The organism is Ensifer sp. 22521 (assembly GCF_052044795.1).
Lineage (GTDB): Bacteria > Pseudomonadota > Alphaproteobacteria > Rhizobiales > Rhizobiaceae > Ensifer.
This window is the reverse complement of record NZ_JBQENM010000015.1, coordinates 75,290-98,809: the sequence shown is the minus strand read 5'-3', so window position 1 is coordinate 98,809 and position 23,520 is coordinate 75,290. Positions and strand designations below refer to the sequence as shown.

Below are 23,520 nucleotides of genomic sequence, written 5' to 3'. Positions count from 1 at the left end.
TTTCCTCAAGAAGCCGCCGGCCTGATGCGGCTGTCGATCAACAGTCCGCTTTGATCCAGGATCGGATGCGCAACCGACGCGATATGCGCATTGATGCGCTTCAAGTCGCGCAACATGTCGAGATGAAGCGAGCTGGTTTCGATGCTTTCGGCGCGTCCGTCGCGTAGCCGTTGGAGATGCCGTTCGGCCGATTGCCGCTCCAATCTGCGAACATCTTCTTTCGCTTCGACAAGGCGCCGCGCCATGGCGTTGTCGCGCGTGGCAAATACCGCCTGCGCCATGCGCAGGTTGTCGATCGTGACCGCGAATAGCCGCGATAGTTCTTCGTGGCCGTCGCGGGAAAAGGTCAGGCCTCGAGTGATCTTCTTCGCGAGTTCGGCCAACAAACCCTTTTCGATGATGTCGCCGATGTGCTCGAGGTTGATGGCATAGTCGACGATGTCCGTGGCCCGGCGTCGGTGCTGGTCGCCGATTTCGGTCTGGTCCACGCGGGAGACATACACCTTGATTTCGTGCTGAACGCGATCGACCCGCCCCTCGAGCGCACTGATCGTCGACAGCTTGGAAATGTCCGTCTGCTGTAGCGCGTCGTTTGCCTGCACGAGCATGCGCTCGATCATGTCACCGACGCCGAGGACCTCGCGGCTGGCGCCAGCGAGGGCTGCAACAGGTGTCTGTAGATCGCTGTGTTCCAGAAACGACCGGCCATTCTCGGCTTTAGCCGGCTCCGGCAAAAGCCGCGTGGTTAGGCGAGAAAGCAAGCCAGTAAAAGGAGCAGCCAGAACCGCCAGCGCAAGACTGAAGCCGAGATGCGCGTCGACCGGCAGCTTGTCGTGCGACAGGGGCAACAGTTCGAGCAATTGGGCGGAATAGCCAGCGAGCGGCAGCGCCAGAAAGCAACCGACCGCCCGCACGATCAGGTTACCAACCGCAACGCGCCTGGCGCTCGGCGCTGCATGCAGCGTGGCCAGCACCGGCGGCACGGCCCCGCCAAGATTTGCGCCGAGCACAAGGACGATGAGCAGGCCTGTCGAAAGGTGCCCGGACGCCGCAAGCGAGAGGATCAACACCACGATCGCCAGGCTGGACGAGGCAAGCACGGCGAGGACGGCGGAGATGATGAGGGCGACCGGCCAGGCGTTGTCGAGCAGCGCGAGGAAGGCCGAAAGCGCGGCTGATGTGCGAAGCGGCTCCGTCGCGGCGCCGATCAGATGCAGCGACAGCAACATCAGCCCGATCCCCACAAGGGCAGCACCTGCCCCCTTGCGTGCGTTCGAGCTTCCACGCCCCACGACAACGCCAGAAAGCAACAGAAGCGGCGAAAGCCAACCCACGCCCATTGCGACGATCCAGGCAGTCATTGCCGTTCCGACATTGGCGCCAAGCAACACCACTTGCGCCATGCGGGGCAGGATGAGGTCACGCTCGACGAAGGACGCGACCATGAGGGCGGTGGCGGTCGAACTCTGAAGCGCGACGGTCGCGACAAGGCCGGCAAAGAAGGCGCGCGGACCATCGCGCGTTCCGGTCGCCAGACCCGCCTTCAGGCGAGCACCGAAGGCGCGCTGCATGCCGTCACGCACCAGACCGAGACCGAACAGAAGCAGGGCCACGGCGCCGAAGAGATTGATGCTGACGATCGCCGAATCCATGGCCTCTCCCCTGAACGCTACTGTCTGCCGCGCATCAACTCGGCCCGGAAGAGCCGCTGAAAGGCCGCGTAGCTTTCGAAGCCAAGATCACTGACCAGGCGCATCACGGTCGTCGTCGAGACACCACTGCGTTCGGCCACTTCGCGCGCACTCGCAAAGGCGACATCATAGGGGTGAGCAAGCACGAACTTCGCCACCTCGAGGCGCCCGCCCTTCAATCGCCGAACGCCGAGGCGGCAGGACTCTCGCAGTTCGATGAAGGTCGCAGGCGGGGCGGTGGAGGTCGCGCAGAAGGACAACTGATGCGTCATGTTCAGGCCGCCTCCTCTTTCGCGGACGCGTTCTCAATGCGGATGCGAAGACCGCCAGCCTCGGCGCGATCGAGGAAGGCGTCAAACGCGCCGAAGAAGATCGAAAGGAACCCGTCCGTCGAGCCATCCCAGCCGCTTTCCGGAGGGCGCCCAAACCGTTCAGCGAGTGCGCGATAAAGCCAAAGGCGTGGCGCGGAAATTTTGTCGAGTGCAAGCACCGCGGCCTGCCGCAGGCAATACCAATCGGCGATCAGTTCGAGCATATCGAGGCGAGCCAACTGACCGGCATCTTCGAGCGCGCATGCCGCGACCACATCTGTTATCGTGCCGGGACCACCGAGGCGTTCGCAGACACCTTCGACAGTGAGCCCGGAAATTTCGTCGACGACTTCCTTCGGCCATTCCTTCGGGAAATAGCGGTGCTGGACCAGAGCACGCTTGTGCGCCTTCAGGAGCGCTCCGTAGTCAGACGGATCAAAGGCGGGATCAAGGTTTTCTTCCAGTTGCGCCATTTCGCGGCGATAGCCGTGCAGGATGCGCGGATCGACAGCAGTGGAATACAGTTCAATAGTTTCAACCAAGAAATCCGATGCGGATGACTCGACGACCTTGAAGGCTGGTGGAAAGGCCACCAGCGACGGCACGGCAATATTGGTGAGCTGCCGACCGCCCCGTTCTCGGCGTGTGACGCCCTCGACATGAAGATGTCCGCTGAAATGCACCGTCATCCCGCCGTCGATGAGCACTTCCGCGACGGCCTCGCGTGGCGTCCTGCGGGCAATGTTGGTCTCGCCGAAGAGCACGCCTTCGGCTCCCGTTGCGCCGTCGAAGGGGTCGAGCACCGGGTAATGCGAGAAGGCAAGAAGCGTTTTGCCGAGCCTCCTGGCCCGCGCCGATACCTCGGCGATCCACTCGATGATGAACGCCTTCAGCCTCAACAGTGCGTTCCAGCCGGCGCCGGTACTGTCGACGAAGGCGGCCTCGCCGCCCTCCTCGAACGTTCCGTCGCGCGGCTCGAACACGTTGGCATCGATCATCATCAGCCAGAGGCCGGGCGCCGGCTCGACCAGATAGGAAGCGTCCATCAGCGTGTAGCTGTTTCGGCCATCGGGGGATGAAACCTGATATAGCCGGTCCTCGGCCTTGTCCGATGTGCCGAACGGCGTCTCCCAATGGATGTCGCCGGGCCTCCGGAAGTATCCGAACGCGGCCATGGGGGCGAGACCCTTCGGATATCCCTCACAGTACATCAGCGGCGTTGCGTACGTGCCAGGGCCAGCCTTCTCGCCGTCGCTCGTGACAATGACCCTCGCGGCGTTCGCACCAAGGAACTGCTTCGTGTGATGGCGCCCCTTCGGGCCGAAGATGTCGTGGTTGCCGGGAAGCGCATAGAAGCGCGTATCGTGCTCGCGTTCGTGTCGCTCCAGGATGGCGCGCAGCCGTTCGGTGGTTTGCCTTTGGCCGTCATCCGTGTAGTCGCCGAGAAGGACGACATGCCGGATGTCGCGCCGAACCACCTCCGCAAGCGCCTCGTCCAATGCCTTCGCACTCTCGTTGAAAACGCGGGTGGATTCGCGGGTATCGGCCCAGCTTCTGATGGCAACCCTCTCGCCATCGACCTCGATGGCGGGAAATTCGAAGTTGCCCTCAAGATCATGAAAGTGAGCATCGGCAATGACGGCGATCCGCGGCAAATCAGCCATTGGAATTGACCTGCGCACGGGATGTTTCGACGAGATCGATCCAGGCGGAGGCACGCCTCGCCGCTTCGTACAGCATCGGCTTCGGCGTCTCGAACCATTCGTCCGGCCTCAGTTCGCGGTGCTCCCGGATGTGGGCGACTGCGGCGTCCAGCGTTGGAAACAGATGCGGCTGTTGCTTGTGCAGAAAAAGCGCCACCAACGATACGGAGCGACTTCGCCCGCCGCGGCAATTGACCAGAATGTTGCCGCCGTCGACGAAGGGGTAGGTTGAGCGTTTCGGCATCGTCTGGCGCAAAGCGCCATCGAGAATGTAGTAAGCGCCGAGCATCATCGTGTCCGGGCTGCCGTCGCCGTCAATCATGCCGAGCTTGTAGTAGCGTATGTCGGCGTAACCACTCGCACAGAGGTCATCGTTGACTGCAATTTCCTCTTCGCGCACCAGATTGATATCCAAGTTGACCGCGCAATTGACGACGATGGTGATCCCGTGGCGCTTGAGCAGATCCATGTCGCGCGCGCCGTCGCTACCGCCGATATAGAGATCGGCGCTGTGCGGTCCGAGCCCCTTTGCGATCAGACTGATTGCGGGGCGCGCGTATACCGGTGCATTCATTGGTGTTTCCTTCTAGGGCGGCGAACGCGTCGTTCGGCCGGTGATCCCGCCACTCGTTGTTTCAGGCCGATTGAAGCGCAGCCGTCATTTCGCGGGCGCTGACCGGAATGCCCGAAGCCTCGCTCACACCAGCGGCGATGGCCGGTGTCGACGCAAGCACCGGCCCTCCCTCCTGAAGGCTGCCGATCTCCATGAAGGGGCACACGACGCCGCCCGCTTCGGCCACGAGCAGGAGCCCGGCGAGACAATCCCATGAGTTCATATGCAATTCCACATAGGCGTCCGAGCGCCCGTCGGCAACATAGGCAAGCGCAAGTGCGCCCGACGCGCCGCGTCGGACATTGGCTCCTTTGGCGAGCATCCGCCGCATGGTTTCGAGGTAGGCCTCGTCCGGCACGCGGCGTGACCATCCCATTTCGATGGAGGCCGCATCGAATGCGACCGTCGACGAGATGCCGATGGGTTTTTCGTTCAATGTCGCTCCAGCCCCCCTTCGACAAAAATAGAGTTCGTCCTGAGCGGGATTATAGATGGCGCCGATTTCTGCCCTGCCCCGCTCCACATAGGTGATCGAGATGCAGAAATGCGGAATCCCGCGCGCAAAATTGGCAGTGCCATCCACCGGGTCGACGACCCACATGCGCTCGGCGATCAAGCCGCCGCCTTCCTCCCCCAGAAATGCATCGCCCGGGAAGTGTGTCGCAATCGCCTGACGGATGTGAGCCTCGGACGCAGCATCGGTCTCGGTCAGAAAGTCCTGAGGGCCCTTCAACGAGAAGCCGCGCCTGAAACTCTCCTTGAAACCGGCGAGCACCAGCTCGCCGGCGGAGCGAATGACGTCCCGACATAACGACGCTCGCCCTGCGAGATCATTCGAATAGCGCGGATTTTGAACGTTCATCAGTGGGACTCCATTGCACACGCGTGCACATTTGCACGCGTGTGCACGATGCGCAAGCAGAATCTGCGCCGCCGCCTCGTCGTCTCTACGGCCGCATGGGGCGCTTAGTACTGGTTCGCGTCGCGAGCACGTTACGGATCGCAAAACTCGAATGTATTCGCGAAACACCGGGAAGAGCCGAGAGGATTTCCTTGTGAATGCGCTCGAACTCACCGGCATTGGCGACTTCGACGCGCAACAGATAATCCGATCCGCCGGTCATCAGGAAACACTCCTTTATTTCGGGGTGCCTGCGTATCGCAGCCTCGAAGCGGTCGAGGTAATCCTCCGTCTGACGATCGAGCGTGATGTTGATGATCACGGCGATGGTGGCCTCGACGTTCGATGTGTCTACCAGCGCAGTATAGCCGCGGATAACTCCGGCCTGCTCCATCAGTTTTATGCGCCTGAGGCAGGCCGATGGCGAAAGGCCGACTTCGGCGGCAAGGCTCGCGTTGCTGCGCCGGGCATCGAGACGAAGCAGGCGAAGAATGTTGCGGTCTATCGCATCAAGTGCGGCCATTGCAGATTATTCCAATTTATCATCGTTTCTTTTAATGATCATGATTTTACGCAACGATCAATCATTCTTTCCTTGGCAATTTCACGATCGTTTCACTAATCTCCCGCCAACACGGGGGAGGCTGGAATGGACGGGGCAATACAGGCAAGAAGGCAAGGTACGGCGACCGCCACGGGCGGCGCATCGGGCTACCTGGCCATCGATCTAGGGGCCATTGCTCGCAACTATGAAAAGCTGGCGGCTGAGGTAGCGCCTGCGCGCGCAGCCGCAGTCGTCAAGGCGGATGCCTATGGGCTCGGCGCCAACCGGGTCGCCGCCAGGCTTTACGAACATGGTTGCCGTCACTTCTTCGTCGCCCAATTTGTTGAAGCCCTGCGCCTGCAGCCAAGTCTCGCAGCCGATGCCACCGTCTACGTGTTGAACGGTCTCCAGCCCGGCAATGAAACGGACTGCGCCGAGCATCGCATCGTGCCGGTCATCAATTCGCTGGAGCAGTTGCAGCGCTGGAACGAGACTGCGAAGACGCTCGGCCGCAAGCTGCCGGCGGCTCTGCAATTCGATACCGGCATGTCGCGCCTCGGCGTTCCACCGGCAGAACGCGCCGCCGTTGCCAGCCTGCTGACAGCAAGCGGTAGCATTGATGTCCAGTTCATCATGAGCCACCTCGCCTCGGCCGACGAAGCCGAGAGCGAGCAGAACGGAAGTCAGCTAGCCGAGATGAACCGCATCACGGCTGAATTCCCCGAGTTCGACCTGTGCTTCGCAAATTCGGGCGGCATCTTCCTCGGCAGACCCTATCATGGTGTACTTGCCCGCCCCGGCATCGCACTCTACGGCGGCGCGCCGACCGCCAACCAGCCCAATCCGATGGAACCCGTCCTGCGCCTCGATGTGGCTGTCGTGCAGACCCGCACCGTGCCTGCCGGCGCGCGCGTGGGCTACAGCGGCACCCATATTGCCACGGGAGAAACCCGCCTTGCCACCATTGCCGCCGGCTATGCCGATGGCCTGCCGCGCAGCCTGAGCGGCCGGGGCGCGGTCTATTGCGACGGCATTCGCCTGCCGATCGTCGGCCGCGTTTCGATGGACAGCATCACCATCGACATCTCCGCTTTGCCGGATGGTCGCCTGCATCTAGGCAGCCTTGTGGAAGTGCTCGGCTCCAATCAGGCGCTTGAAGACATTGCGCGCGACGCCGGTACCATATCCTACGAAATCCTGACCGGCCTCGGCCAGCGCTACGAGCGGCAATACCGCTGACCCCTTCTCTTCTCCCGTGAGGACATCATGAAAGTTATCGTTCTCGGCGCCGGCATCATCGGCGTGACCTCGGCCTACCAGCTTGCCAAGGCAGGACATGAGGTGACGGTCATCGACCGTCAGCCCGGCCCCGCCTTGGAGACGAGCTTTGCCAATGCCGGCGAAGTCTCTTTCGGCTACTGCTCACCCTGGGCCGCGCCCGGCATTCCGATGAAGGCGATGAAGTGGCTGTTCATGGAGCATGCACCTCTGATCCTGCGCCCGAAGGTCGACACCGCCATGCTGTCGTGGATGGTGAGGATGCTCTCCAACTGCACGTCCAAGCGCTACGCCATCAACAAGAGCCGCATGTTGCGCCTCGCCGACTACAGCCGCATCTCACTCGCCACACTGCGCACAGAGACCGGCATCGCCTATGACGAGCGGATGCAGGGCACGCTGCAATTGTTCCGCACACAGCAGCAGCTCGATGCGTCCGGAAAAGACGTCAAGGCGCTCGCCGCCGACGGCATTCCCTACGAGGTGCTGGACCGCGACGGCTGCATCCGGGTCGAGCCGGCGCTGAAGCACGTGCGCGAAAAGATCGTCGGCGGCCTGCTGACACCGAAGGACGAGACCGGCGACTGCTTCAAGTTCAGCAACGCACTTGCGAAAAAGGCCGAAGACCTCGGCGTGCGCTTCAACTACGGCAGTATCATCCGCGGCCTCGACGTCGAAGGCGGCCGTGTGCGCGGCGTCGTCACCGCGCACGGAACGCTGCAGGCCGACGCCGTGGTCGTGGCGCTCGGCAGCTTTTCGCCGCTGCTCGTCAGGCCACACGGCATCCGTCTGCCGGTCTATCCGGTCAAGGGCTATTCGCTGACGATCCCGATCACCGACGCGTCGCGCGCGCCGGAATCGACTGTGATGGACGAGACCTTCAAGATCGCCATCACAAGGCTCGGCGATCGCATCCGCGTCGGCGGCATGGCCGAAATCTCCGGCTATACCAACGATCTCGGCGAGCCCCGCCGCCTCACACTGCAGCATTCTGTCACCGACCTCTTCCCTGGCGGCGATGTATCGAGGGCCAGCTTCTGGTCGGGCCTTCGCCCGATGACGCCGGATGGCACGCCGGTCATCGGTGCGACGAGGGTCGTGGGCCTCTATCTCAACACCGGTCACGGTACGCTCGGCTGGACGATGAGCTCCGGTTCGGCCCGAGTGATCGCCGATCTCGTCAGCGGCCGCAAGCCTGAGATCGACGCAACCGATCTCGCAGTAGCTCGCTACGCTTAGGCCGGCTCCGTACAACCACTTTCAAGGAAACAGATCATGATCCAGGAAATCCACACGAATGACGCGCCAGGCGCCGTTGGTCCCTTCTCGCAGGCGATCAAGGTCGGCAATCTGCTGTTCGTCTCCGGCCAGCTGCCGATCGATCCAGCGACTGGGGAATTCAACTCGGATGACGCGATTGCACAGGCCGATCAGTGCCTCAAGAACCTTGCCGCCATTGCCGCCGCCGCCGGCACGAGCCTCGCTAACACGGTCAAGACGACGGTCCTTTTGACCGACCTCGGCAACTTCGCCGAAATCAACAAGGTCTATGCCGGCTTCTTCTCCAAGCCGTTCCCCGCACGCGCCTGCTACGAAGTCAGCGCGCTTCCAAAGGGTGCAAAGGTCGAGATCGAGGCGGTCATTGCGCTCTAAGCGCCTCGCGTAGGAGACGTCAATCAAATGGGCGGCCAACACCGCCCAACCTCTCCAGGCATGGCGTGCCTTGATACCACGCCAAAAGTGTTCGTCAGCTTCCGGCGCGTTGTCGTTCAAGCCATTCCGCGATGACCTTGGCGAGAGGCTGCGGCGCCTCCATGGGAACCATATGCCCGGTGTTTTCGATAATTTCGAAACCTGAGCCGGCGATGCCCTGGTGAAGCTCAAGCGCTTCGGCCCGAGACCTCAACCGGTCCTGCTCTCCCGCGATGACGAGGGTTGGACACCGGATCGTTTTCAGATCATCCCGTTCGTCCCGCCGGTCGATCAGCGACTGCCTGCGAAACACGTCGCCGCCCAATCGCTGCCCTGCCGCCTGGATGCGCGCAACGATATCTGCCCGCTCGGCATTGTCAGGGTGCAGCGACGAGACCACAGCCGTCCTGCTCAGCCCCTTGAAGACGGCACGGCCAGTCTGTCCAGCGATTGCTTTCTTCCGCTGAAGCTCGACATTGCTATCGCCGCGTGCGGATGTTGCGATGAGGATAAGGGCGGTTACCCGGTCGGCGGCTTGCCGGACGATTTCCCGAGCCACGTAGCCGCCCATGGAGAAGCCGACGAGCACGAATTTGGACGGCGCTTCCCCGAGGGCGCGGCGGGCCAGAGCCGGTATGGAACTGTCCTGCGAAAGATCAGCGTACGTGGCGGGGCAAAATTCGCCCAGCGCGGGAACCACGTCACGCCAAAGATCGGCGTCGAGCATGAAACCCGGAACCAGAAGCATCGCCATTTCTCACTACCTCGTCGCGCAAGTCGAGTGACGGTATCGAAGAAAGAAGACAAGTCGTCAAGGAAGGGCCTTCGCTTGCGGTCGGAAAGGTGTTCGTCGAGCGGCCTGAAGAAGCCCTTCGCCCTCTGAGCACCGGCAGGACCAAAGCTGAAGCCCCCGCGGCGACAGGCTGCACGATCGGTGTTCAACAACGCGAGTTTCGACATCCGCGCCGGCGAGATCTTTGTCATCGCTGGTGGCGAAAAATGGAAAGATCAGGAACTGAACAAATTCCGAGGGCACCCGACGCCAGCGCGTTCCGATCCCCGCAAACACGCCCTGATCAGTCCGCAGCCGGCCACCAAGCTGGCAGCGGATGCTTCTGCGCCGGCATCCAGCGGCGATCTTCAAGCATGACCTCCGGCACGTGAAGCGACGGCAGGCTAACGGACGAAAACGCCGACGCAGCAAGAGATTCGATCAACTGATATATCGGGGCGCTACGTGATTGATATCCTCCAGGGATATGCGCTGCGCGCACCGCAAAGAGGGTCGAATAGCCTGCTATAAGGTCCTTGTCAGTAAAAGCGCCGACCGCTTCGGACGTGGGGTCGACGTCAGTAATGCGGGAGCCGTGATCACCGTGGACGATCACGATCGCATCCTTGTCCGCCAAAGACTGAAGGACTGACCCGATCTGGGTCATGGCGCAGCGAACCTGCGCGAAATAGGCATGATAACGCTCTTCCTTCGAACTGTAGTCGAGCTGCCGGTTCCGCCAGTCAGTTAATCCCTTGGGGTGACATTGATCGTCCAGAAGGTATGGGTAGTGAGGAAGGAGTTCATGTACGAAGTAGGCTTCACCGGCGCTGGCTGTAGCCAGCTCATTCGAAATTCGGTCGAAAGTATCTATAGCGCCAAGCGCAACAGGCGCAAAACTGGTTTCCAGATTGATCAACGGCACTGGAACCCCGTATTTTCTGGCTCGGCGCGCTCCGAGATCGAAAACACGGGCGCCAACACGCGGGAAATGGGCGAGTTTTGCAAACTCCTTGGCCAAGAGGAGAGCTTTGTCCTCGAGCGGCAGCGCATCTGCGATGATACCCAGCTTCGTAGCAGGCCTAGTCCGACAGGAAGCCACAGTTTCACTCCCGCAGTAATCAAGGTAATCAGTCTGGAAAACGTGAATGCTGTAGCCCATCGCTCTGAGTCTCTCGAAGTAGGCATTCTTCTTCACCGAGGATCCCTTACGCTCATCCGCCTGTCGTACTTGCCTCTCCCCGAAATTCAGGACATGCGGGATAGCATTCACCGTGTGTAGATACTCACTATACGCGCCGCCGTACAGGCGGAAACCATTGTTAAGATAGAAGGTCTTTAGATCACTCCTCATCTTGGCGTCGTCAGCCGCGTTGCCCAGAATGCCCTCTATTCCTATATGCTCGTCCAAAATGATGTGGACGAGAATGGGTGGCGCTAGGCCTGTCCAAGCTGCCGGCTTGCTCTGCTCTTCTGCGTTTCTTTTGGCCGGAGCGGTAGCTCCCACAAGTCCGGTCAGTAGCGCTGCCACTGAAGCTATGCCGACGAACTGTGCCATCTTTCGATTAAAGACGATGGCGATCGCAGCCGTGGCAACCGGCACAACGAGACCGTCGAAATTAAGGTCCAGAGCGAGCCAAACCAGGAGAACCTGGAGTATGCCCCGAGAAACCTTCTCCGCACTGGCGTACACCAGCCACATCGCAGTCGCGACGCCAACTATCACGACAGTAATGAGGCCTGCTTCGCGCGTGAGAAGCGGATAGTGGTTGTGACTGAGAAAATTGCCGAATGAAGCGATCAGTACAGACAACCCCGCCAAGGCCGGAGTTGCGGCTTCCGCGAGTCTTTTCCGAACCATCATTAACCGTCCCTGAAGCTTCGTGAAATGCTTATTTTCAAACACGCTTAAACAACCTATAGTTCAGAAACTGCTTTTGTAAGGGGGAGACTTGCAGATGGCTAATATTGTGCACTTGGCGGTGCTAATTCCGCTAATGCTGATCACAACGATCGTACCCGCCCACGCTTATCTCGACCCAGGGACAGGAAGCATTATCCTACAGGCGATCGTCGGCGGCGCCGCAGCAGCGCTCTTCGTTGGCCGCAGCTATCTCCACCGCGTGAAGACTTGGTTCCGCTTGGGGCAGAGGTCGGAAAATAACGAGCCCCCTTCCAAATGACCATCGCCACTCCTGATCCTGGATCGTTCCGCGATCCCGGCGCCCGCGTGTATATGAGCGACGGGGCGATTTACCGGGCAATCATGAAACAAGGCGCGTCAGCCTATCTCGCCGCCAAGGACGCGGGACTATATGAAAGCCTGGCGGAGAAGGGCTTGCTGTTGCCCGCGCGCGAGGTCGCAGCTAATATCGATGGGGCGGCATTCACGCTCGAACACCCAGCTATCCCTTTCATCTCTTATCCATATGAGTGGAGTTTTGCGATGCACAGGGCTGCAGCGCTGCTTCATCTGGATCTGCACATTGAGGCTCTAAAGGAGGGATTTACCCTCAGCGACGCGACTGCCTATAACGTTCAGTTTCTTGGCACCCAACCCGTTTTCATTGATCACATGTCACTGCGGCAATACCGCGAGGGCGAGATTTGGGCAGGTCACCGGCAGTTCTGCTCGCAGTTTCTTAATCCGCTCCTCTTTTGGAGCCGCCTCCGGCTGACACCGAACCATTGGTTCAGGGGCAGCCTTGAAGGAATAGCGCCGGAGGAACTTGCTCCGCTGCTTTCGTTCCGCGATAAACTCTCGTGGACGGTCATGGCTCACGTAATCGCGCAGGCAAAATTGCAGCGGCGCCATGTCGGAAAGGACGGCGACGCGAGCGTTCGCCTGAAGACAGCCCGGCTTCCGAAACAGGCGCTTTTTGGCATGCTGTCGGGGTTACGTAGGTACATTGCGGCGATGCGGCCAGCTAGCCAAGAGACCGTATGGGCGGAGTATGCGGGGGCGACGAGTTACAGCGGGGCCGAGAAGCAGGCAAAACGCGCGTTCGTGGAAGACATGGTCCGATCGACGAAACCGAGCCTGCTGTTCGACCTTGGGTGCAACACGGGGGATTATTCCGAAGCTGCCCTCGATGCGGGCGCCGGGTATGTGGTTGGATTTGATTTCGATCACGCCACACTGGACCGTGCCTATGATCGCTTCAATCGTGGGCGTCGACCGTTTCTGCCGCTCTGGATGGACGCCGCCAACCCCAGCCCTTCGCAAGGATGGGCGCAAGCAGAACGAAAGGGGTTCGGCGATCGTGCTCGCGCCGATGCTTTGGTTGCTCTTGCCTTTGTCCACCACATCGCAGTCGGCCGCAATGTGCCGTTGGCACAGGTAGTTGACTGGTTGATCGGCTTGGCTCCGGCTGGCGTCATTGAATTTCCATCGAAGAGCGACGCGATGATCAAGCGGATGCTTGCGCTTCGCGAGGACATTTTTGTCGATTACACCGAGGCGGTGTTCCTTGCGACGGTGAAGTCTAGAGCGCGCGTTGTCAGGTCACAGCACTTGCCGGAGAACGGCCGTCTGCTTGTATGGTTTGACCGTAGGCCCTGATGGCCAAACTGTACAAACGCGCTGCCGGTACAGGTAACCTCGCCACTAGCGACATCACCCGACGGATAGTGTGGCGGCGCCGATGGCCGCCGCAAGTGGATGAATCCGCCGATCGGCGATCTCGAGGCGGCGATGTTTAATGCCCACGAGACCTCCTACGAGAAGGCCGTCGACAGTATATCGCCGACCATCCCGACCAGATCGGGGTCCGGCTCGCCAAGGACGCCGCCTGATCAATGAGGTGGTTCCGCAAGTCGGGTTAGCGGTTCGGGCGCACCTAAAGCGACGTGCGGCATTGGCGTTGGGGATCGGAACCGCGAAGCAATCCCAAACCAGATCATGAGTGTTGCCGCATAGGAGACGTAGGCATCAATGGCATAGTGCCACCCCAGGTGTATCGAACCCAAAAAAATCAGAACAAAATGGACCTTGAGCACCCCTCGTATGGCGGGGTGAAAGCTTCTTGAGGCCAGAACCATTAAGAGCGCCGTCGCGTTGTGAAGGCTAGGCATGGCAGAAATGCCGATCTCTGCGCCTGAACCTGCGTACCCCCGCCAGAGCAGGCTTTGAACGTTGAGAGCAAGGATCGGCGCGTTTTGGTGGGCAGCTTTGAGATAGGACATCAGATCGGCATACGGGTTGTTCCCAAGGCCGAGATTGCCGAAAAAACATGGACCGGCGGATGAGAACGCGGTTGCCAGGACGCTACCGAGAATGATCCATAGCAGCGAAAAAGTGACAAGGAACTGAATGCGTTGAGGCCGTTCGCTGAATGCAAAGGCCATCCAAAACGTCCACATCACCATGAACCAGATACTGTAGTTCAAGCTGAGTAGGAATGTTACCGGCCAATAGCCCAAGATTGGCTGAAGCCACTGCCATGGATGCCAGCCAAAGTGAAGTGTTCGATCAAGATCGCTCAACGTCTGGTCCCAGGAGAACGCAGGCAAACGAGTTTTCCACTGCCAAAATACGCTTGTAAGGATCACTTGTGCGACGGCAACGGGCAAGTAGGACATGGCGGTTGATAATGATACGCCGCGCATGTCGTGGATGATCGCGGTAATCGGCCGATCCACGCGGTTGACCAGAACATGGTAGGCGCCCCGCACGCCGGTCGCAAATAATGCCGTTATCGAGACTAGGCCCATCAGGGAAACAAAGAAGTACCAAATCCAGGTGCTGGGCGCCATGTCAAGGACGGGAAATGCGAGAAGTAAATAAGCAATCGGCAACAATACGACTGCAGCATCTCGGCGCGCACCGACAATCAACGCGCTCACTATCGCCTGAGAGTTAAACATAATCGCTCAAGAAATTCCTACGCCAGCCAATCCATCTCTCCTATTCGTATAAAGGAGTCGCATAACCAGTGCAACGTTTGCAATGTAATTCTAATGCGCAAAGCAGCCGTCAGCGGATCTGTGTGTTAGATGTAAACGGGCACACAGATCCACTGAGCTTGGGGAGCATCGATGCAATATAACCCTCGTGTCTACATCGAAATTATCTCTTACAGCATCTACCTGTGGCACTATCCGATGTCCCGCATCAGATACGACCTTCGCCCTCCCTCCTCGCTTCTCGCCGTCGCCATCCCGCCAATCGCCATGGCGGCACTTTCCTATGAGTTCGTCAAAAAGCCGCTGAGGGCCATGCAGTGCGCCTTCAGTGCCGCCGTCGGGTGCTCTTCCCTTCGTGCTAGCATCTTGAGCGTCCACAGCATGTAGAGCGACGCATGCTCGAAACTGCCGAAAACGACCAGTTCACATAGAGGGCTGCTGTTTGATAATGCGGATCGACATCAAGATACCAAATCAGGCTCGCCATAGCCGCGGCGTACGCCAAGAGGATCGTATTGCCTACCCGATAGTCAGCGACAGCCCTACCGAACGAGGAAAGAAGCATCGTCATCGAGCAAAACCGTCATGTCCCTTGCCGGCATTCAATCGCAGTTTCTAATATTTAGTCAACCGCCGATTGCCGGTCTCAAGACCCAGAACCTTCAAACTAACGGCCTAGCGCCTCTACCTCGCCCATACAGACTGGGTTGCCGAGCGTGTTTCCGGATGTTTGATGCGACCAGAGAATTTGCACCTTAAAACGGAGCCGCTTGAATGCGTCGCGAACCATCCTCAATTTGTCGTCGGTCTTGCCAGCTTTATCTCCGTCGTGTCGCGAAGTTCAATCGCGCCCGGCGGCCGACTGATCCATCCGCATCTGGCGCAGCATATTCCGACCCGCGATGAGCATCTCAAACAGGAACGCCACGAGCGAGACGATGAGCGAGACGATCGCACCGCCGAAGAACCAGAACAGGTTTTCCTCACGAAAGCCGAACGCGAGCGCGCCGGCAAGCAGGTTAAGGATCGCGCAGCCTGTACAGATCGCAGCCAAGGTTCCCAAGACAACCGCTATCTCCAGGGCAAACGTCCGCCGGCGCAGATAGTCCAGTTGCATGCGCCGCGCCTCATCGTCCCCGTCCTTTTCCCCCACCTCGTTAACCCGATCCGAGACCCTGCCGAGACGTGTCGCATAGACATTGACAAAACCGGCTGTACCGGCGAGCAGGAAGACAGGCGCCAGGGACGTCTGGATGATCGAGGCCAAGTCGTTGACGATTGCTGGTGGCTCCATGCGTGCTCTTAATAACTTCGGCGCGAGAGTATTCGCCTTGATGTGAGTAGCATCGATCAACCTACAGCCGCAAAAATAGACAATTTTCCGGCGGCAGCTCAGACGACTTTCCGCAACTTCTTCCCGAGAGTAGCCTGCTTGATTGCATAACATCGCGTCAATGCGTGAAGCGAGATCCTTAACCCCGGATAGGAAGTCCGTGACCTCTCGTTAGCAGACATCCTCGGCAGGCTCGTCATTCATTTGGTGCTATGACGAGCGAACCGGATGCTATTGATAAGAGCCGCATGAGCGCTAACGCAGGCCAAGAGTATCAGAACGAACAGGGCGAACGCCGCAGACGAGCCGTCGACGAGTGACCAGTCAACTGGCGGAAGTTGCGAAAACGAAATACTGGCGAGTCCAGCGCGGTTTTGCGATATCTGGAACACAGCGAGCCCAGTAGCGATGAGCGCGACGTGCGCATGAACGAAGCGCAGCCGCAAGTATCGCTCCGGTCTAACCGCCAGATAGCCGCCAGCCGCGGCGGCGACAAGGAGCGCCACGGTCGCGCCCCAGAAGATCATATCGGAAGCGGTTACCAGCGCGAGTATGAGCATGCGCGTCGTCGGCAGCATAGTTGTGTACACGGCCCACGCGAAAGGGCTGGACGGAGCGCTGCTAAGTAGAGCGACGCTGAGAAGGGAGATGGCCGCCGCAATGTAGGCTCCGCAAGGCCCAAGGCGAATGATGGTCAAAACTAAGGCGCGCATCGTCTATTCCTTCAGTCCCGGCCCCAATCTGGATCGCGTCAGACGACAATATAAGATGATGCTTAATCGAGGCTTACGCGATTTGCCTGACGGACCCCTTCCTCCTCGGCGCGTCTGCACGCTCCAGCGCGTGAAAATATCAGGTCTGCAAGGCGGAATTGCGGAGGCAAATACGGCCGGCATGTGTCTCATTATTGCGACTCCAGTTTCAATTCTATCTTTATTAGTTATTTTTCCGGAAGATTTCCGGTGAGCTCATTTCTAGGCGAGGCTAGGATGCCCGCAATTGGGGGAACGTAATGGAAATGTCTCGGACCAAAATAGGCGGTGTTGCGGTGCTCGCAGGGGTGCTGTTGCTGGCCGGGTGCCAATCGGATGCACTCGACGATGTCGCCGCCTTCGGCGACAGCGCGAAAACTCTCAACGATGATTCGTCAGTTGCCTTCTACAAAGACGATGAACTGGTGACTACGGGCAAGCTCCAGTTCCAGGAGAAGAACTACGGAAAGTCCTACGCGATCTACAAACGGGCGGTCGATGTCTTTCCACGAGATCCTGCGGCATGGCTGGGCTTTGCGGCTTCTTCTGACATGATCGGCCGGTTTGATACTTCCGATCGCGCCTATGCGCAGTTGTCCAAGATGATCGGCGGCACAGCCGTCTACTACAACAATATCGGCTATTCCCACCTGCTGCGCGGTGACCTGCCTGGGGCGCGAACCTACTTCCTGAAAGCATATGAGATCGACCCCTCTAACGAGACTACGGCGAGGAATCTCGAGTTGATGAAGAACAGCGTCAAATACGCGCAGCGGTAACTGGCTGTCGCCACTCGCTCAGATCCATCGGCGCCAGGCCAAGCCGCCAAGGCGTGAGCGCACTCACGTGAGTTTCTGCTGAGGACGAACGCACCGGCAAATACTTCTGCGAGTGAAGGATGCTGGGCTATTGAGATAAATATTGCTTCTTCGACGGCTCATCGAAGAAGTTACAGGCGAGAACCCGCGCCAAGGGGGCTCAATCTAGCGCACCTTTCTTAGAACGAGCTTGCCATCCGCCGAGACAGTTCGCTCGTAGCGCGGCAAGTTGGCGATGGAACCGCCTTGGGGATCGGCTGCGGCAAGGACATCATCAACAGCGGATTGCGGAGCGGAAACCGAGTAGGGTGATGGTGACAGGCGCTGGGTCACTTCTTTCCCGGGTGCGCTGATGATCATGCTGCCGCTGGATGCGAACATGCTTGGGGTCATGCGGTCATCGAGGTCGGCGACATCCTTCTGCAACTCCTCAACGGATTTGCGAACGGCCGCTATATCATCGGCCTTGGCCCCGCTGGCAATGTGCACGGCCTGCCTGCTGATCTGCTGCTTCAGGCCGTCGATCGAGCGTTTGAGGGCAGAAAGGGTTGCTCGGCTTTCGCGGACGTCCGCGGCATTCTTTGCGGTGTAAAGCAAAATTCCAGCGTTGAGCGGCAGCAGCATGAGTCCCAACGCGAGGATCGGCATGCTTCTCGAACGGCTTGGCGCCTTCGCACCGTGCTCTCTGCGCCGCAATTCGACGTCGGGCTCGATTTCGACATCGACATCCGAAATATGCGTCATCGATTTCCTCCGTCACCAAACCGGCCCGCGGCCCCGACTTTACCGATCCCCGAACCCCGCGTGATCCAAATGGACCGCACTCGCTTTAAATGTTCCGCACTTTGCGCCGGTAGCCAGCCTGCACCAGTATTTCAGATACTTCTTAACAAGACTGCCCTTGCCGGGAACGGCTCAGTCTCCCGCCTCAATCCAATGTAAACACCCCTCCCCAGGCCCGCTCAAGCATCTCCAGGGACGCGACCTTCGGCAGGTCGTTGAACTCGCAATAGGAGGAGATGAAATCCAGAAGGTATTTGGGATGGTAACAGGACGCCAGCGTATCCCCTCGGTACTTCCGTTCATAGAAAACGTGCAAATCATTGAGCGCCAAGTCTATCGCGACCGCGCGGGCATAGGACCCGAAGATTCGAACATATTCATCCCGTGATGGGTTATTCACATATATCTTATACTTGAGGCGGCGCAAGCCGGCTTCATCGGAAAGTTCCCGGGGTGGAATGTTGGTTGAAAAGACGACGAGCTCGTCGAAGGGCACCTTGAACTTCTTGCCGGTATGCAATGTTAGAAAGTCGTAGCCACGCTCGAGCGGCACGATCCAGCGATTGATGAGCGCTTGCGGCCGGTCCTGCTGGCGCCCGAAATCATCGATGATGAAGACCCCACCCGAGGCCTTCAGGTGCACCGGCGCTTCATAGACGTTGGATCCCGGGTTGTGGGTCAGGTCAAGCAACTCGAGGGTGAGTTCGCCACCGGTCTTGATGACCGGCCGCCGGCATTCCACCCACCGTTGATCGGCCTTCGGATGCGGTTTAGCTGTCGGCTCTCGCACGGCCTGATGCGCCGCCTCGTCATAGAAACTGATGACGAAGCCACCCACCTCGATGGCGTAGGGCACCCAGATCGTCTGGATGAAAAGCTCGGAGGTCCGCTCAGCAATGCTAGTCTTACCGTTGCCCGGCGGACCATAGAAAAGGATGGAACGGCCGGAATTGACTGCCGGTCCCAGTTTCTCGACCAATGCCGGCGACAATACCAGCCCGTCCAGGCTTCGGACAAGCCGCTCGGAAGTGACGCGTTCATGATGGATCGACTGCACGCCGATCTGGCGACAGAAGGCGTCGAGTGACACCGGAGCCGGACCGATATACTCCGACTGCCGCTGGGCCACCTGCGCATATTCCAGCCCCTTTGCCGAAAGGGCATAGCGGATGTCGGACTTGACGTCGTCCCCCGCCAATCCGCGGGCTTCGAGACAGGACAGCTTCACCAATTCCTTGATGAGTAGGTTCGTCAGCACCTTCGAAAGCTTCATCCGGTCGGAAAGATGCGAAGCTGTAACCGTGTCCTGCTCGGTTGCACATTTCGCGGCAAGCCGTAACAGGAAGGACAATTCCAGTCCGGTCTCTTCGATGCTCAACGGCACCACTGGCATTCGTGGGTCGAGCGCAGGTGCAAAGTCCTCTCGGTCCTGGCTGGGCGAATATTGCATGGGGCCTCACTCTTATCTAGCCACCGGGCTTCAAGCCGGCGAGGACGCTGAGAACGCGAAGGACGATGGGGACGAGCACGATGATGAGACTGACGGGAAACAGAAAGGCACCGAGCGGCAGCAGCATCTTGATCGGCAGGGCATTGGCCTTCTCCTCGGCCCGCACGATCCTGAGATCACGCATCTCCTTGCTGTAGACACGCAGCGTCAGGGTAACGCTCGTTCCAAGCTCCTCCGACTGACGGAAGAGCACGGCAAGCGCGCGCGCTTCATCGATCCGCAAGCGCGTCGCAAGATTGGTCAGGGCTTCGCGCAAACGGCGGCCGCCGCGCACTTCCAGCATCATGATCGACAAATGCAAACCAAAATCCTGACGTTTCTGGACGAACTCCCGCGCGACGCGGTTCGCTGCCGCCTCGATGCTCATGCCCGCGTCAAGGCACACGGTCAGCATGTCCATGAAGTCGGGGAACAGCCGCCGATACTCCCGCTCCTTGGCGTCACCGCGCCGGTCGATGTAGATGTTCACCAGCACGAAAGTGGCGCCCGTCGCCATCATCGCGACGAGCAGGATCGCAAGCCTGGACATCTGCGGAGCGAATCGATCCAAAGCCCAGGCCGCCGCAACCATGACCACGCCGCAAAGGAGCGCACGTACCACCTGAAAAACGGTAACCGCTCTGGCTCCGAAGTATCCCGCTCGGATCAGCCGGTTCTGTGTGGAGTTGGCATTTTGGTCGCGTCGGGTGATTTCGAAGTAGCGGCGGATCAGGCGGTTTTCCGCCTCGCCGAGGTCTGCGAGCGTGCTATCGCCGAGTTGAAGGTCATCGCCACCTGCCTTTGCGGTCGTCTCCGACAACCGGACGCCAACCGCGCGTCGACGTAACACCAGCTCCGAAATAACACCAGCGCATATCATAACCGCGAAGAAGACGACGATATAGATTCCGTACTCGCCCATAGCGGCCTCAGTATTCGAAGTTGACCATCTTGTAGAGAATGATGTTGCCGACCGTCATGACCGCAACGATCACAGCGACGATGGTCGTGCCGTGGCCACTTGCCCAGACGGGATCGAAGTAAGTCGGCGCAAGCGTCTTGATCATCGCGTATAGAAGGAACGGGTAGACCGACATGAAAATCGCGGTGATACGCCCTTCCGACGAAATCGATTTTACCTTGGCTTTCAGCATCGTGCGATCACGCAAGGTCTTCGAGAGATTTTGAAGAATTTCGACCAGATTACCGCCCGTACCCGCCTGGACGCTCAAGGCGATTGCCAGCAGGTTCAAGTCTTCCGCACCCACGCGGTGACTGAGATTGACCAGGGCGTCATCCAAGGTGGTGCCATAGGTCAACTCATCCGAGAGCAGACCAAATTCCGTTCCGACCGGATCGGGCATTTCGCGCGCGACAAGGGAAATGGCGGCCGGCAGCGGATGACCCGCAGATAGGCTGCGATTGGCAACGTCGAGTGCCTCCGGAAGCTTGAGGGTAAATTTGCGAATCCGATTGGCCCGAATGCACCACACGACGATGGCGGGGACGAGAAGGCAGAGTAGCAGGAAGACGGGGATCCGAACCAGAGTGCTCGGAACGAGGAATTGAACGACCAACCAGGCCAGCACCGCGCCGGCGATCCCGTAGAATGCAAAACGCTGCGCGTCGAACTTGACACCTGATTGAACATAGAATTGCCGGGCGCGCTGGGCCAGCGGCATGGATCGCCACGCGTCGTCGGCGCCGCGCTCCTTCAGCATCGTACGGTAAGTCTTGAGGTGGTCCTCGCTCGCATCGAGCAAGCTTAGCCGATGATTGACGGCGCGTTGCCGCTCGTATTTGCGGAAGTAGCTGCGCAACAGCGCCTCGACGGAAACCAGCGCAGCGACGAAAACCGCAGCGTAGAGGAGCAGCAAGGTCATGGTTCAATCACCCCCGTTTGCAATGGTTTTCCCGGATCGAAGATCGCCGCTGGAATCATGATCCCAAGCTCCGCGAACTCCTCGACGAAGCGTGGTCGAAGGCCGGTTGCCCGAAATTCGCCGTGGATGCGGCCGTTCTCGTCGGTAGCGGTTCGCCTGAACCGCATGATCTCCTGCATCTGCACGACCTCGCCCTCCATGCCAGTGATCTCGGAAATCGAAACAACTTTGCGGCTGCCGTCGCTCATGCGCTGGACCTGAACAATGATGGTGATTGCCGAGGCGATCTGCGAGCGGATGCTGAGCTGCGACATGGGCATGCCCGCCATGCCGACCATCTGCTCGAGCCGACCGACGGCATCGCGCGGTGTGTTGGCGTGAATGGTCGTCATCGAACCTTCGTGGCCGGTGTTCATCGCCTGCAACATGTCGAACGCCTCTTCGCCGCGCACTTCGCCGACGATGATGCGATCGGGTCGCATGCGCAGCGCATTCTTCAGGAGCTCGCGCTGGCGCACTTCGTTACGTCCATCGAGCGTCGGCGGCCTGGTTTCCAGCCGTCCGACATGCGGTTGCTGCAGCTGCAATTCGGCCGCGTCTTCGATGGTGATCAGGCGCTCCTTGGTCGAAATCTGCGACGACAGGGCGTTGAGCAGGGTCGTCTTGCCCGAGCCTGTGCCGCCTGAGACGACCATCGACACCCGGCCTTTGACCGCAGCGCTCAACAGAATTCGCATCGCGTTCGCCATGGCGCCATTCTCGACCAGGCGCTCCAGCGTCAACGGCTTGCGCGTGAACTTGCGGATCGAGACGAGCGGCCCGTCGACCGAGATCGGCCGGATGGCGACGTTCACGCGCGATCCATCCTTCAACCGAGCATCGACGAGCGGTGTCGACTCGTCCACACGTCGTCCGACGGCAGAGACGATCTTGTTGATCACGCGGAGCAGGTGATCTTCGTCCTTGAAGCGCACCGCCGTACTTTCAAGCTTGCCACGCCGTTCGACATAGACGCTGTTGTAACCGTTGATCAGGATATCGGCGATCGAGTCATCGGCAAGTAACGGCTCGATCGGCCCGAGTCCGAGCATCTCGTCGGTGATGTCGCGGATCAGGTCGCTGATTTCCTTGGCATTGAGCGGGAAATTGTTGCGCCGGATGTAATCCTTGACGAGCGGCCTGATCTCGGTGGCGATTTCCTCATCGTCCATGGTGTCGAGAATGCCGAGGTTGATGCGATCGAGCAGGTAGCGATGCAGATTGACCCGTTCGGCCACCATGTCGAGCCCGAGTGACTCTTCCGGCCTGGCACTTGCCGCAGCGCCGGCTGCCTCCGGACTGGGTATGGACGCGGCCTCGGCCACGGGCATCGAGCCAGGCTCAGGAGCCTCCCGAACGTTCTCCTCATCCGGCTGCTGCTTGTAGAAACGTCCAATGAACCCGGTTGCCATCGCTTCCCACCTTGTTCGACTATTCGACGATCACCGTTGCTCCGACCCTCACCCGCTCGTAGAGATCGATGATGTCGGCATTGCTCATGCGGAAACAGCCGGACGAGGCGAATTGCCCGACCGTCGACTGCTCATTTGTTCCGTGGATGCGGTAAAGTGTGTCGGCTTTCCCCCGGTAGAGATAGATGCCCCGTGCGCCGAGGGGATTGAATGGACCGGGAGGCACCAGCTCCGGCAGCTCTGGTGCGCGCGCCTTCATCTCGGCCGGCGGCCGCCAGTCGGGCCACTCGGCCTTCCGCCCAACCTCCACCACGCCGCTCCAACGGAAGCCGTCGCGGCCGACGCCGATCCGATAGCGGATCGCACGATTGCGTGAGATCACGAGATCAAGCGTCCTTGCCTGGCTGGCGACGACGATCGTACCGGCCGGGTGGGCCTTCCCGATCGATACGACCGTGCTCGTTTTTGGCCCGAGACTCCGCGGCACCGTCCCGCCGGCCATCGCAGCCGGCGGCGCAATCACCAACGCCCCTAGAAATAATGCAACCGGCATCCATCGGCAGCCATTGGCCCCGCCGCCTCGCTTCAGTGCCCCAAAGCT

At 59.7% G+C, this 23,520-nt stretch carries 24 protein-coding genes and 1 pseudogene; 8 read left to right on the top strand and 17 right to left on the bottom strand.

Going from position 1 to position 23,520, the window contains the following annotated elements; translation table 11 throughout:
• Positions 1–5: 5 nt before the first annotated feature.
• The 6 genes from ACTJKE_RS22650 to ACTJKE_RS22625 form a co-directional block, all read right to left on the bottom strand.
• The gene (locus ACTJKE_RS22650; RefSeq protein ID WP_440692514.1) at positions 6–1,652 is read right to left on the bottom strand and encodes a Na/Pi cotransporter family protein; all 1,647 of its coding nucleotides are present in this window, start codon (positions 1,650–1,652) and stop codon (positions 6–8) included.
• Between the two features lie 17 nt (positions 1,653–1,669).
• Positions 1,670–1,963 carry a MurR/RpiR family transcriptional regulator gene (locus ACTJKE_RS22645; RefSeq protein ID WP_058321400.1) on the bottom strand — a complete coding sequence of 98 codons (294 nt, stop codon included), beginning with the start codon at positions 1,961–1,963 and terminating at the stop codon, positions 1,670–1,672.
• Positions 1,964–1,965: 2 nt separating this feature from the next.
• The gene (locus ACTJKE_RS22640) at positions 1,966–3,666 is read right to left on the bottom strand and encodes a metallophosphoesterase family protein (protein ID WP_440692512.1); all 1,701 of its coding nucleotides are present in this window, start codon (positions 3,664–3,666) and stop codon (positions 1,966–1,968) included.
• On the bottom strand, positions 3,659–4,279 hold the full coding sequence (locus tag ACTJKE_RS22635; protein ID WP_058321398.1) for a dual specificity protein phosphatase family protein: 621 nt from the start codon (positions 4,277–4,279) through the stop codon (positions 3,659–3,661). The genes ACTJKE_RS22640 and ACTJKE_RS22635 overlap by 8 nt, the downstream gene beginning before the upstream one ends.
• Before the next feature lie 61 nt (positions 4,280–4,340).
• The gene (locus ACTJKE_RS22630; protein WP_058321397.1) at positions 4,341–5,180 is read right to left on the bottom strand and encodes an inositol monophosphatase family protein; all 840 of its coding nucleotides are present in this window, start codon (positions 5,178–5,180) and stop codon (positions 4,341–4,343) included.
• 85 nt (positions 5,181–5,265) lie between these two features.
• A complete protein-coding gene (locus ACTJKE_RS22625; protein ID WP_113513946.1) occupies positions 5,266–5,742 on the bottom strand; it encodes an Lrp/AsnC family transcriptional regulator in 477 nt (158 codons plus the stop codon).
• A gap of 126 nt (positions 5,743–5,868) precedes the next feature.
• Here ACTJKE_RS22625 and alr point away from each other — a divergent pair, with 126 nt between their 5' ends.
• Genes alr through ACTJKE_RS22610 form a run of 3 tightly spaced genes read left to right on the top strand, consistent with a single transcriptional unit; the run spans position 5,869 to position 8,694 of the window.
• Positions 5,869–7,002, top strand: coding sequence for an alanine racemase (gene alr, locus ACTJKE_RS22620; protein WP_058327544.1), 1,134 nt, complete (start codon positions 5,869–5,871; stop codon positions 7,000–7,002).
• A 27-nt stretch (positions 7,003–7,029) separates the two neighbouring features.
• Positions 7,030–8,280, top strand: a complete 1,251-nt coding sequence (locus ACTJKE_RS22615) for a D-amino acid dehydrogenase (protein ID WP_058327545.1) — start codon at positions 7,030–7,032, stop codon at positions 8,278–8,280.
• A gap of 36 nt (positions 8,281–8,316) precedes the next feature.
• Positions 8,317–8,694 carry a RidA family protein gene (locus ACTJKE_RS22610; RefSeq protein ID WP_113476363.1) on the top strand — a complete coding sequence of 126 codons (378 nt, stop codon included), beginning with the start codon at positions 8,317–8,319 and terminating at the stop codon, positions 8,692–8,694.
• Positions 8,695–8,788: 94 nt separating this feature from the next.
• On the opposite strand, the gene ACTJKE_RS22605 is transcribed toward ACTJKE_RS22610, so the two are convergent.
• Together ACTJKE_RS22605 and ACTJKE_RS22600 are read right to left on the bottom strand one after the other, a co-directional pair.
• Positions 8,789–9,481 (bottom strand): alpha/beta fold hydrolase, encoded by a 693-nt coding sequence (locus ACTJKE_RS22605; protein WP_440692545.1) that lies wholly within the window; start codon positions 9,479–9,481, stop codon positions 8,789–8,791.
• 328 nt (positions 9,482–9,809) lie between these two features.
• Complete coding sequence (locus ACTJKE_RS22600) at positions 9,810–11,411, bottom strand: hypothetical protein (RefSeq protein WP_440692510.1); 1,602 nt, start codon at positions 11,409–11,411, stop codon at positions 9,810–9,812.
• Positions 11,412–11,463: 52 nt separating this feature from the next.
• Between ACTJKE_RS22600 and ACTJKE_RS22595 the strand changes: the two genes are divergently transcribed.
• The 3 genes and pseudogenes from ACTJKE_RS22595 to ACTJKE_RS22585 form a co-directional block, all read left to right on the top strand.
• Positions 11,464–11,688, top strand: a complete 225-nt coding sequence (locus ACTJKE_RS22595) for a hypothetical protein (protein WP_440692508.1) — start codon at positions 11,464–11,466, stop codon at positions 11,686–11,688.
• Entirely contained in the window at positions 11,685–13,067 is a 1,383-nt protein-coding gene (locus ACTJKE_RS22590; protein ID WP_440692506.1) for a class I SAM-dependent methyltransferase, read from the top strand. Before ACTJKE_RS22595 ends, ACTJKE_RS22590 begins: the two co-directional genes overlap by 4 nt.
• 99 nt (positions 13,068–13,166) lie before the next feature.
• Positions 13,167–13,300: pseudogene (locus tag ACTJKE_RS22585) on the top strand (glycine betaine ABC transporter substrate-binding protein); the annotation flags it as partial.
• Here the strand turns inward: ACTJKE_RS22585 and ACTJKE_RS22580 are convergent.
• Entirely contained in the window at positions 13,301–14,086 is a 786-nt protein-coding gene (locus tag ACTJKE_RS22580; protein WP_440692543.1) for a phosphatase PAP2 family protein, read from the bottom strand.
• A gap of 456 nt (positions 14,087–14,542) precedes the next feature.
• Here ACTJKE_RS22580 and ACTJKE_RS22575 point away from each other — a divergent pair, with 456 nt between their 5' ends.
• Entirely contained in the window at positions 14,543–14,797 is a 255-nt protein-coding gene (locus ACTJKE_RS22575) for a hypothetical protein (RefSeq protein WP_440692504.1), read from the top strand.
• A gap of 454 nt (positions 14,798–15,251) precedes the next feature.
• On the opposite strand, the gene ACTJKE_RS22570 is transcribed toward ACTJKE_RS22575, so the two are convergent.
• Both ACTJKE_RS22570 and ACTJKE_RS22565 read right to left on the bottom strand, forming a co-directional pair.
• The gene (locus ACTJKE_RS22570) at positions 15,252–15,704 is read right to left on the bottom strand and encodes a DUF2721 domain-containing protein (RefSeq protein ID WP_110879535.1); all 453 of its coding nucleotides are present in this window, start codon (positions 15,702–15,704) and stop codon (positions 15,252–15,254) included.
• Positions 15,705–15,943: 239 nt separating this feature from the next.
• Complete coding sequence (locus ACTJKE_RS22565; RefSeq protein ID WP_440692502.1) at positions 15,944–16,456, bottom strand: hypothetical protein; 513 nt, start codon at positions 16,454–16,456, stop codon at positions 15,944–15,946.
• Between the two features lie 299 nt (positions 16,457–16,755).
• On the opposite strand from ACTJKE_RS22565, the gene ACTJKE_RS22560 reads away from it, so the two are divergent.
• Complete coding sequence (locus tag ACTJKE_RS22560; RefSeq protein ID WP_440692500.1) at positions 16,756–17,274, top strand: tetratricopeptide repeat protein; 519 nt, start codon at positions 16,756–16,758, stop codon at positions 17,272–17,274.
• Between the two features lie 204 nt (positions 17,275–17,478).
• On the opposite strand, the gene ACTJKE_RS22555 is transcribed toward ACTJKE_RS22560, so the two are convergent.
• The 6 genes from ACTJKE_RS22555 to ACTJKE_RS22530 all read right to left on the bottom strand — a co-directional run bounded on the left by ACTJKE_RS22555 (position 17,479) and on the right by ACTJKE_RS22530 (position 23,472).
• Positions 17,479–17,961: a hypothetical protein gene (locus ACTJKE_RS22555; RefSeq protein WP_440692498.1), complete on the bottom strand. Its 483-nt coding sequence runs from the start codon at positions 17,959–17,961 to the stop codon at positions 17,479–17,481.
• Positions 17,962–18,241: 280 nt separating this feature from the next.
• On the bottom strand, positions 18,242–19,546 hold the full coding sequence (locus ACTJKE_RS22550) for an AAA family ATPase (RefSeq protein WP_440692494.1): 1,305 nt from the start codon (positions 19,544–19,546) through the stop codon (positions 18,242–18,244).
• Between the two features lie 16 nt (positions 19,547–19,562).
• A complete protein-coding gene (locus tag ACTJKE_RS22545; RefSeq protein ID WP_440692493.1) occupies positions 19,563–20,507 on the bottom strand; it encodes a type II secretion system F family protein in 945 nt (314 codons plus the stop codon).
• A 7-nt stretch (positions 20,508–20,514) separates the two neighbouring features.
• Positions 20,515–21,468, bottom strand: coding sequence for a type II secretion system F family protein (locus tag ACTJKE_RS22540; protein ID WP_440692491.1), 954 nt, complete (start codon positions 21,466–21,468; stop codon positions 20,515–20,517).
• Positions 21,465–22,919: a CpaF family protein gene (locus ACTJKE_RS22535; RefSeq protein ID WP_440692490.1), complete on the bottom strand. Its 1,455-nt coding sequence runs from the start codon at positions 22,917–22,919 to the stop codon at positions 21,465–21,467. Before ACTJKE_RS22535 ends, ACTJKE_RS22540 begins: the two co-directional genes overlap by 4 nt.
• Before the next feature lie 19 nt (positions 22,920–22,938).
• Complete coding sequence (locus ACTJKE_RS22530; protein ID WP_440692489.1) at positions 22,939–23,472, bottom strand: L,D-transpeptidase; 534 nt, start codon at positions 23,470–23,472, stop codon at positions 22,939–22,941.
• Between the last annotated feature and the right edge of the window lie 48 nt (positions 23,473–23,520).

Bases quoted from the DNA above. Each gene is read 5' to 3' on its own strand.
- alr (WP_058327544.1), top strand. From the start codon at position 5,869: ATGGACGGGGCAATACAGGCAAGAAGGCAAGGTACGGCGACCGCCACG.
- ACTJKE_RS22555 (WP_440692498.1), bottom strand. From the start codon at position 17,961: ATGCCGATCCTCGCGTTGGGACTCATGCTGCTGCCGCTCAACGCTGGA.
- ACTJKE_RS22560 (WP_440692500.1), top strand. From the start codon at position 16,756: ATGGAAATGTCTCGGACCAAAATAGGCGGTGTTGCGGTGCTCGCAGGG.
- ACTJKE_RS22605 (WP_440692545.1), bottom strand. From the start codon at position 9,481: ATGCTTCTGGTTCCGGGTTTCATGCTCGACGCCGATCTTTGGCGTGAC.
- ACTJKE_RS22530 (WP_440692489.1), bottom strand. From the start codon at position 23,472: ATGCCGGTTGCATTATTTCTAGGGGCGTTGGTGATTGCGCCGCCGGCT.
- ACTJKE_RS22635 (WP_058321398.1), bottom strand. From the start codon at position 4,279: ATGAATGCACCGGTATACGCGCGCCCCGCAATCAGTCTGATCGCAAAG.
- ACTJKE_RS22595 (WP_440692508.1), top strand. From the start codon at position 11,464: ATGGCTAATATTGTGCACTTGGCGGTGCTAATTCCGCTAATGCTGATC.
- ACTJKE_RS22570 (WP_110879535.1), bottom strand. From the start codon at position 15,704: ATGGAGCCACCAGCAATCGTCAACGACTTGGCCTCGATCATCCAGACG.
- ACTJKE_RS22650 (WP_440692514.1), bottom strand. From the start codon at position 1,652: ATGGATTCGGCGATCGTCAGCATCAATCTCTTCGGCGCCGTGGCCCTG.
- ACTJKE_RS22610 (WP_113476363.1), top strand. From the start codon at position 8,317: ATGATCCAGGAAATCCACACGAATGACGCGCCAGGCGCCGTTGGTCCC.
- ACTJKE_RS22615 (WP_058327545.1), top strand. From the start codon at position 7,030: ATGAAAGTTATCGTTCTCGGCGCCGGCATCATCGGCGTGACCTCGGCC.
- ACTJKE_RS22565 (WP_440692502.1), bottom strand. From the start codon at position 16,456: ATGCGCGCCTTAGTTTTGACCATCATTCGCCTTGGGCCTTGCGGAGCC.
- ACTJKE_RS22580 (WP_440692543.1), bottom strand. From the start codon at position 14,086: ATGTCCTACTTGCCCGTTGCCGTCGCACAAGTGATCCTTACAAGCGTA.
- ACTJKE_RS22540 (WP_440692491.1), bottom strand. From the start codon at position 21,468: ATGACCTTGCTGCTCCTCTACGCTGCGGTTTTCGTCGCTGCGCTGGTT.
- ACTJKE_RS22630 (WP_058321397.1), bottom strand. From the start codon at position 5,180: ATGAACGTTCAAAATCCGCGCTATTCGAATGATCTCGCAGGGCGAGCG.
- ACTJKE_RS22625 (WP_113513946.1), bottom strand. From the start codon at position 5,742: ATGGCCGCACTTGATGCGATAGACCGCAACATTCTTCGCCTGCTTCGT.
- ACTJKE_RS22545 (WP_440692493.1), bottom strand. From the start codon at position 20,507: ATGGGCGAGTACGGAATCTATATCGTCGTCTTCTTCGCGGTTATGATA.
- ACTJKE_RS22550 (WP_440692494.1), bottom strand. From the start codon at position 19,546: ATGCAATATTCGCCCAGCCAGGACCGAGAGGACTTTGCACCTGCGCTC.
- ACTJKE_RS22575 (WP_440692504.1), top strand. From the start codon at position 14,543: ATGCAATATAACCCTCGTGTCTACATCGAAATTATCTCTTACAGCATC.
- ACTJKE_RS22645 (WP_058321400.1), bottom strand. From the start codon at position 1,963: ATGACGCATCAGTTGTCCTTCTGCGCGACCTCCACCGCCCCGCCTGCG.
- ACTJKE_RS22640 (WP_440692512.1), bottom strand. From the start codon at position 3,666: ATGGCTGATTTGCCGCGGATCGCCGTCATTGCCGATGCTCACTTTCAT.
- ACTJKE_RS22535 (WP_440692490.1), bottom strand. From the start codon at position 22,919: ATGGCAACCGGGTTCATTGGACGTTTCTACAAGCAGCAGCCGGATGAG.
- ACTJKE_RS22590 (WP_440692506.1), top strand. From the start codon at position 11,685: ATGACCATCGCCACTCCTGATCCTGGATCGTTCCGCGATCCCGGCGCC.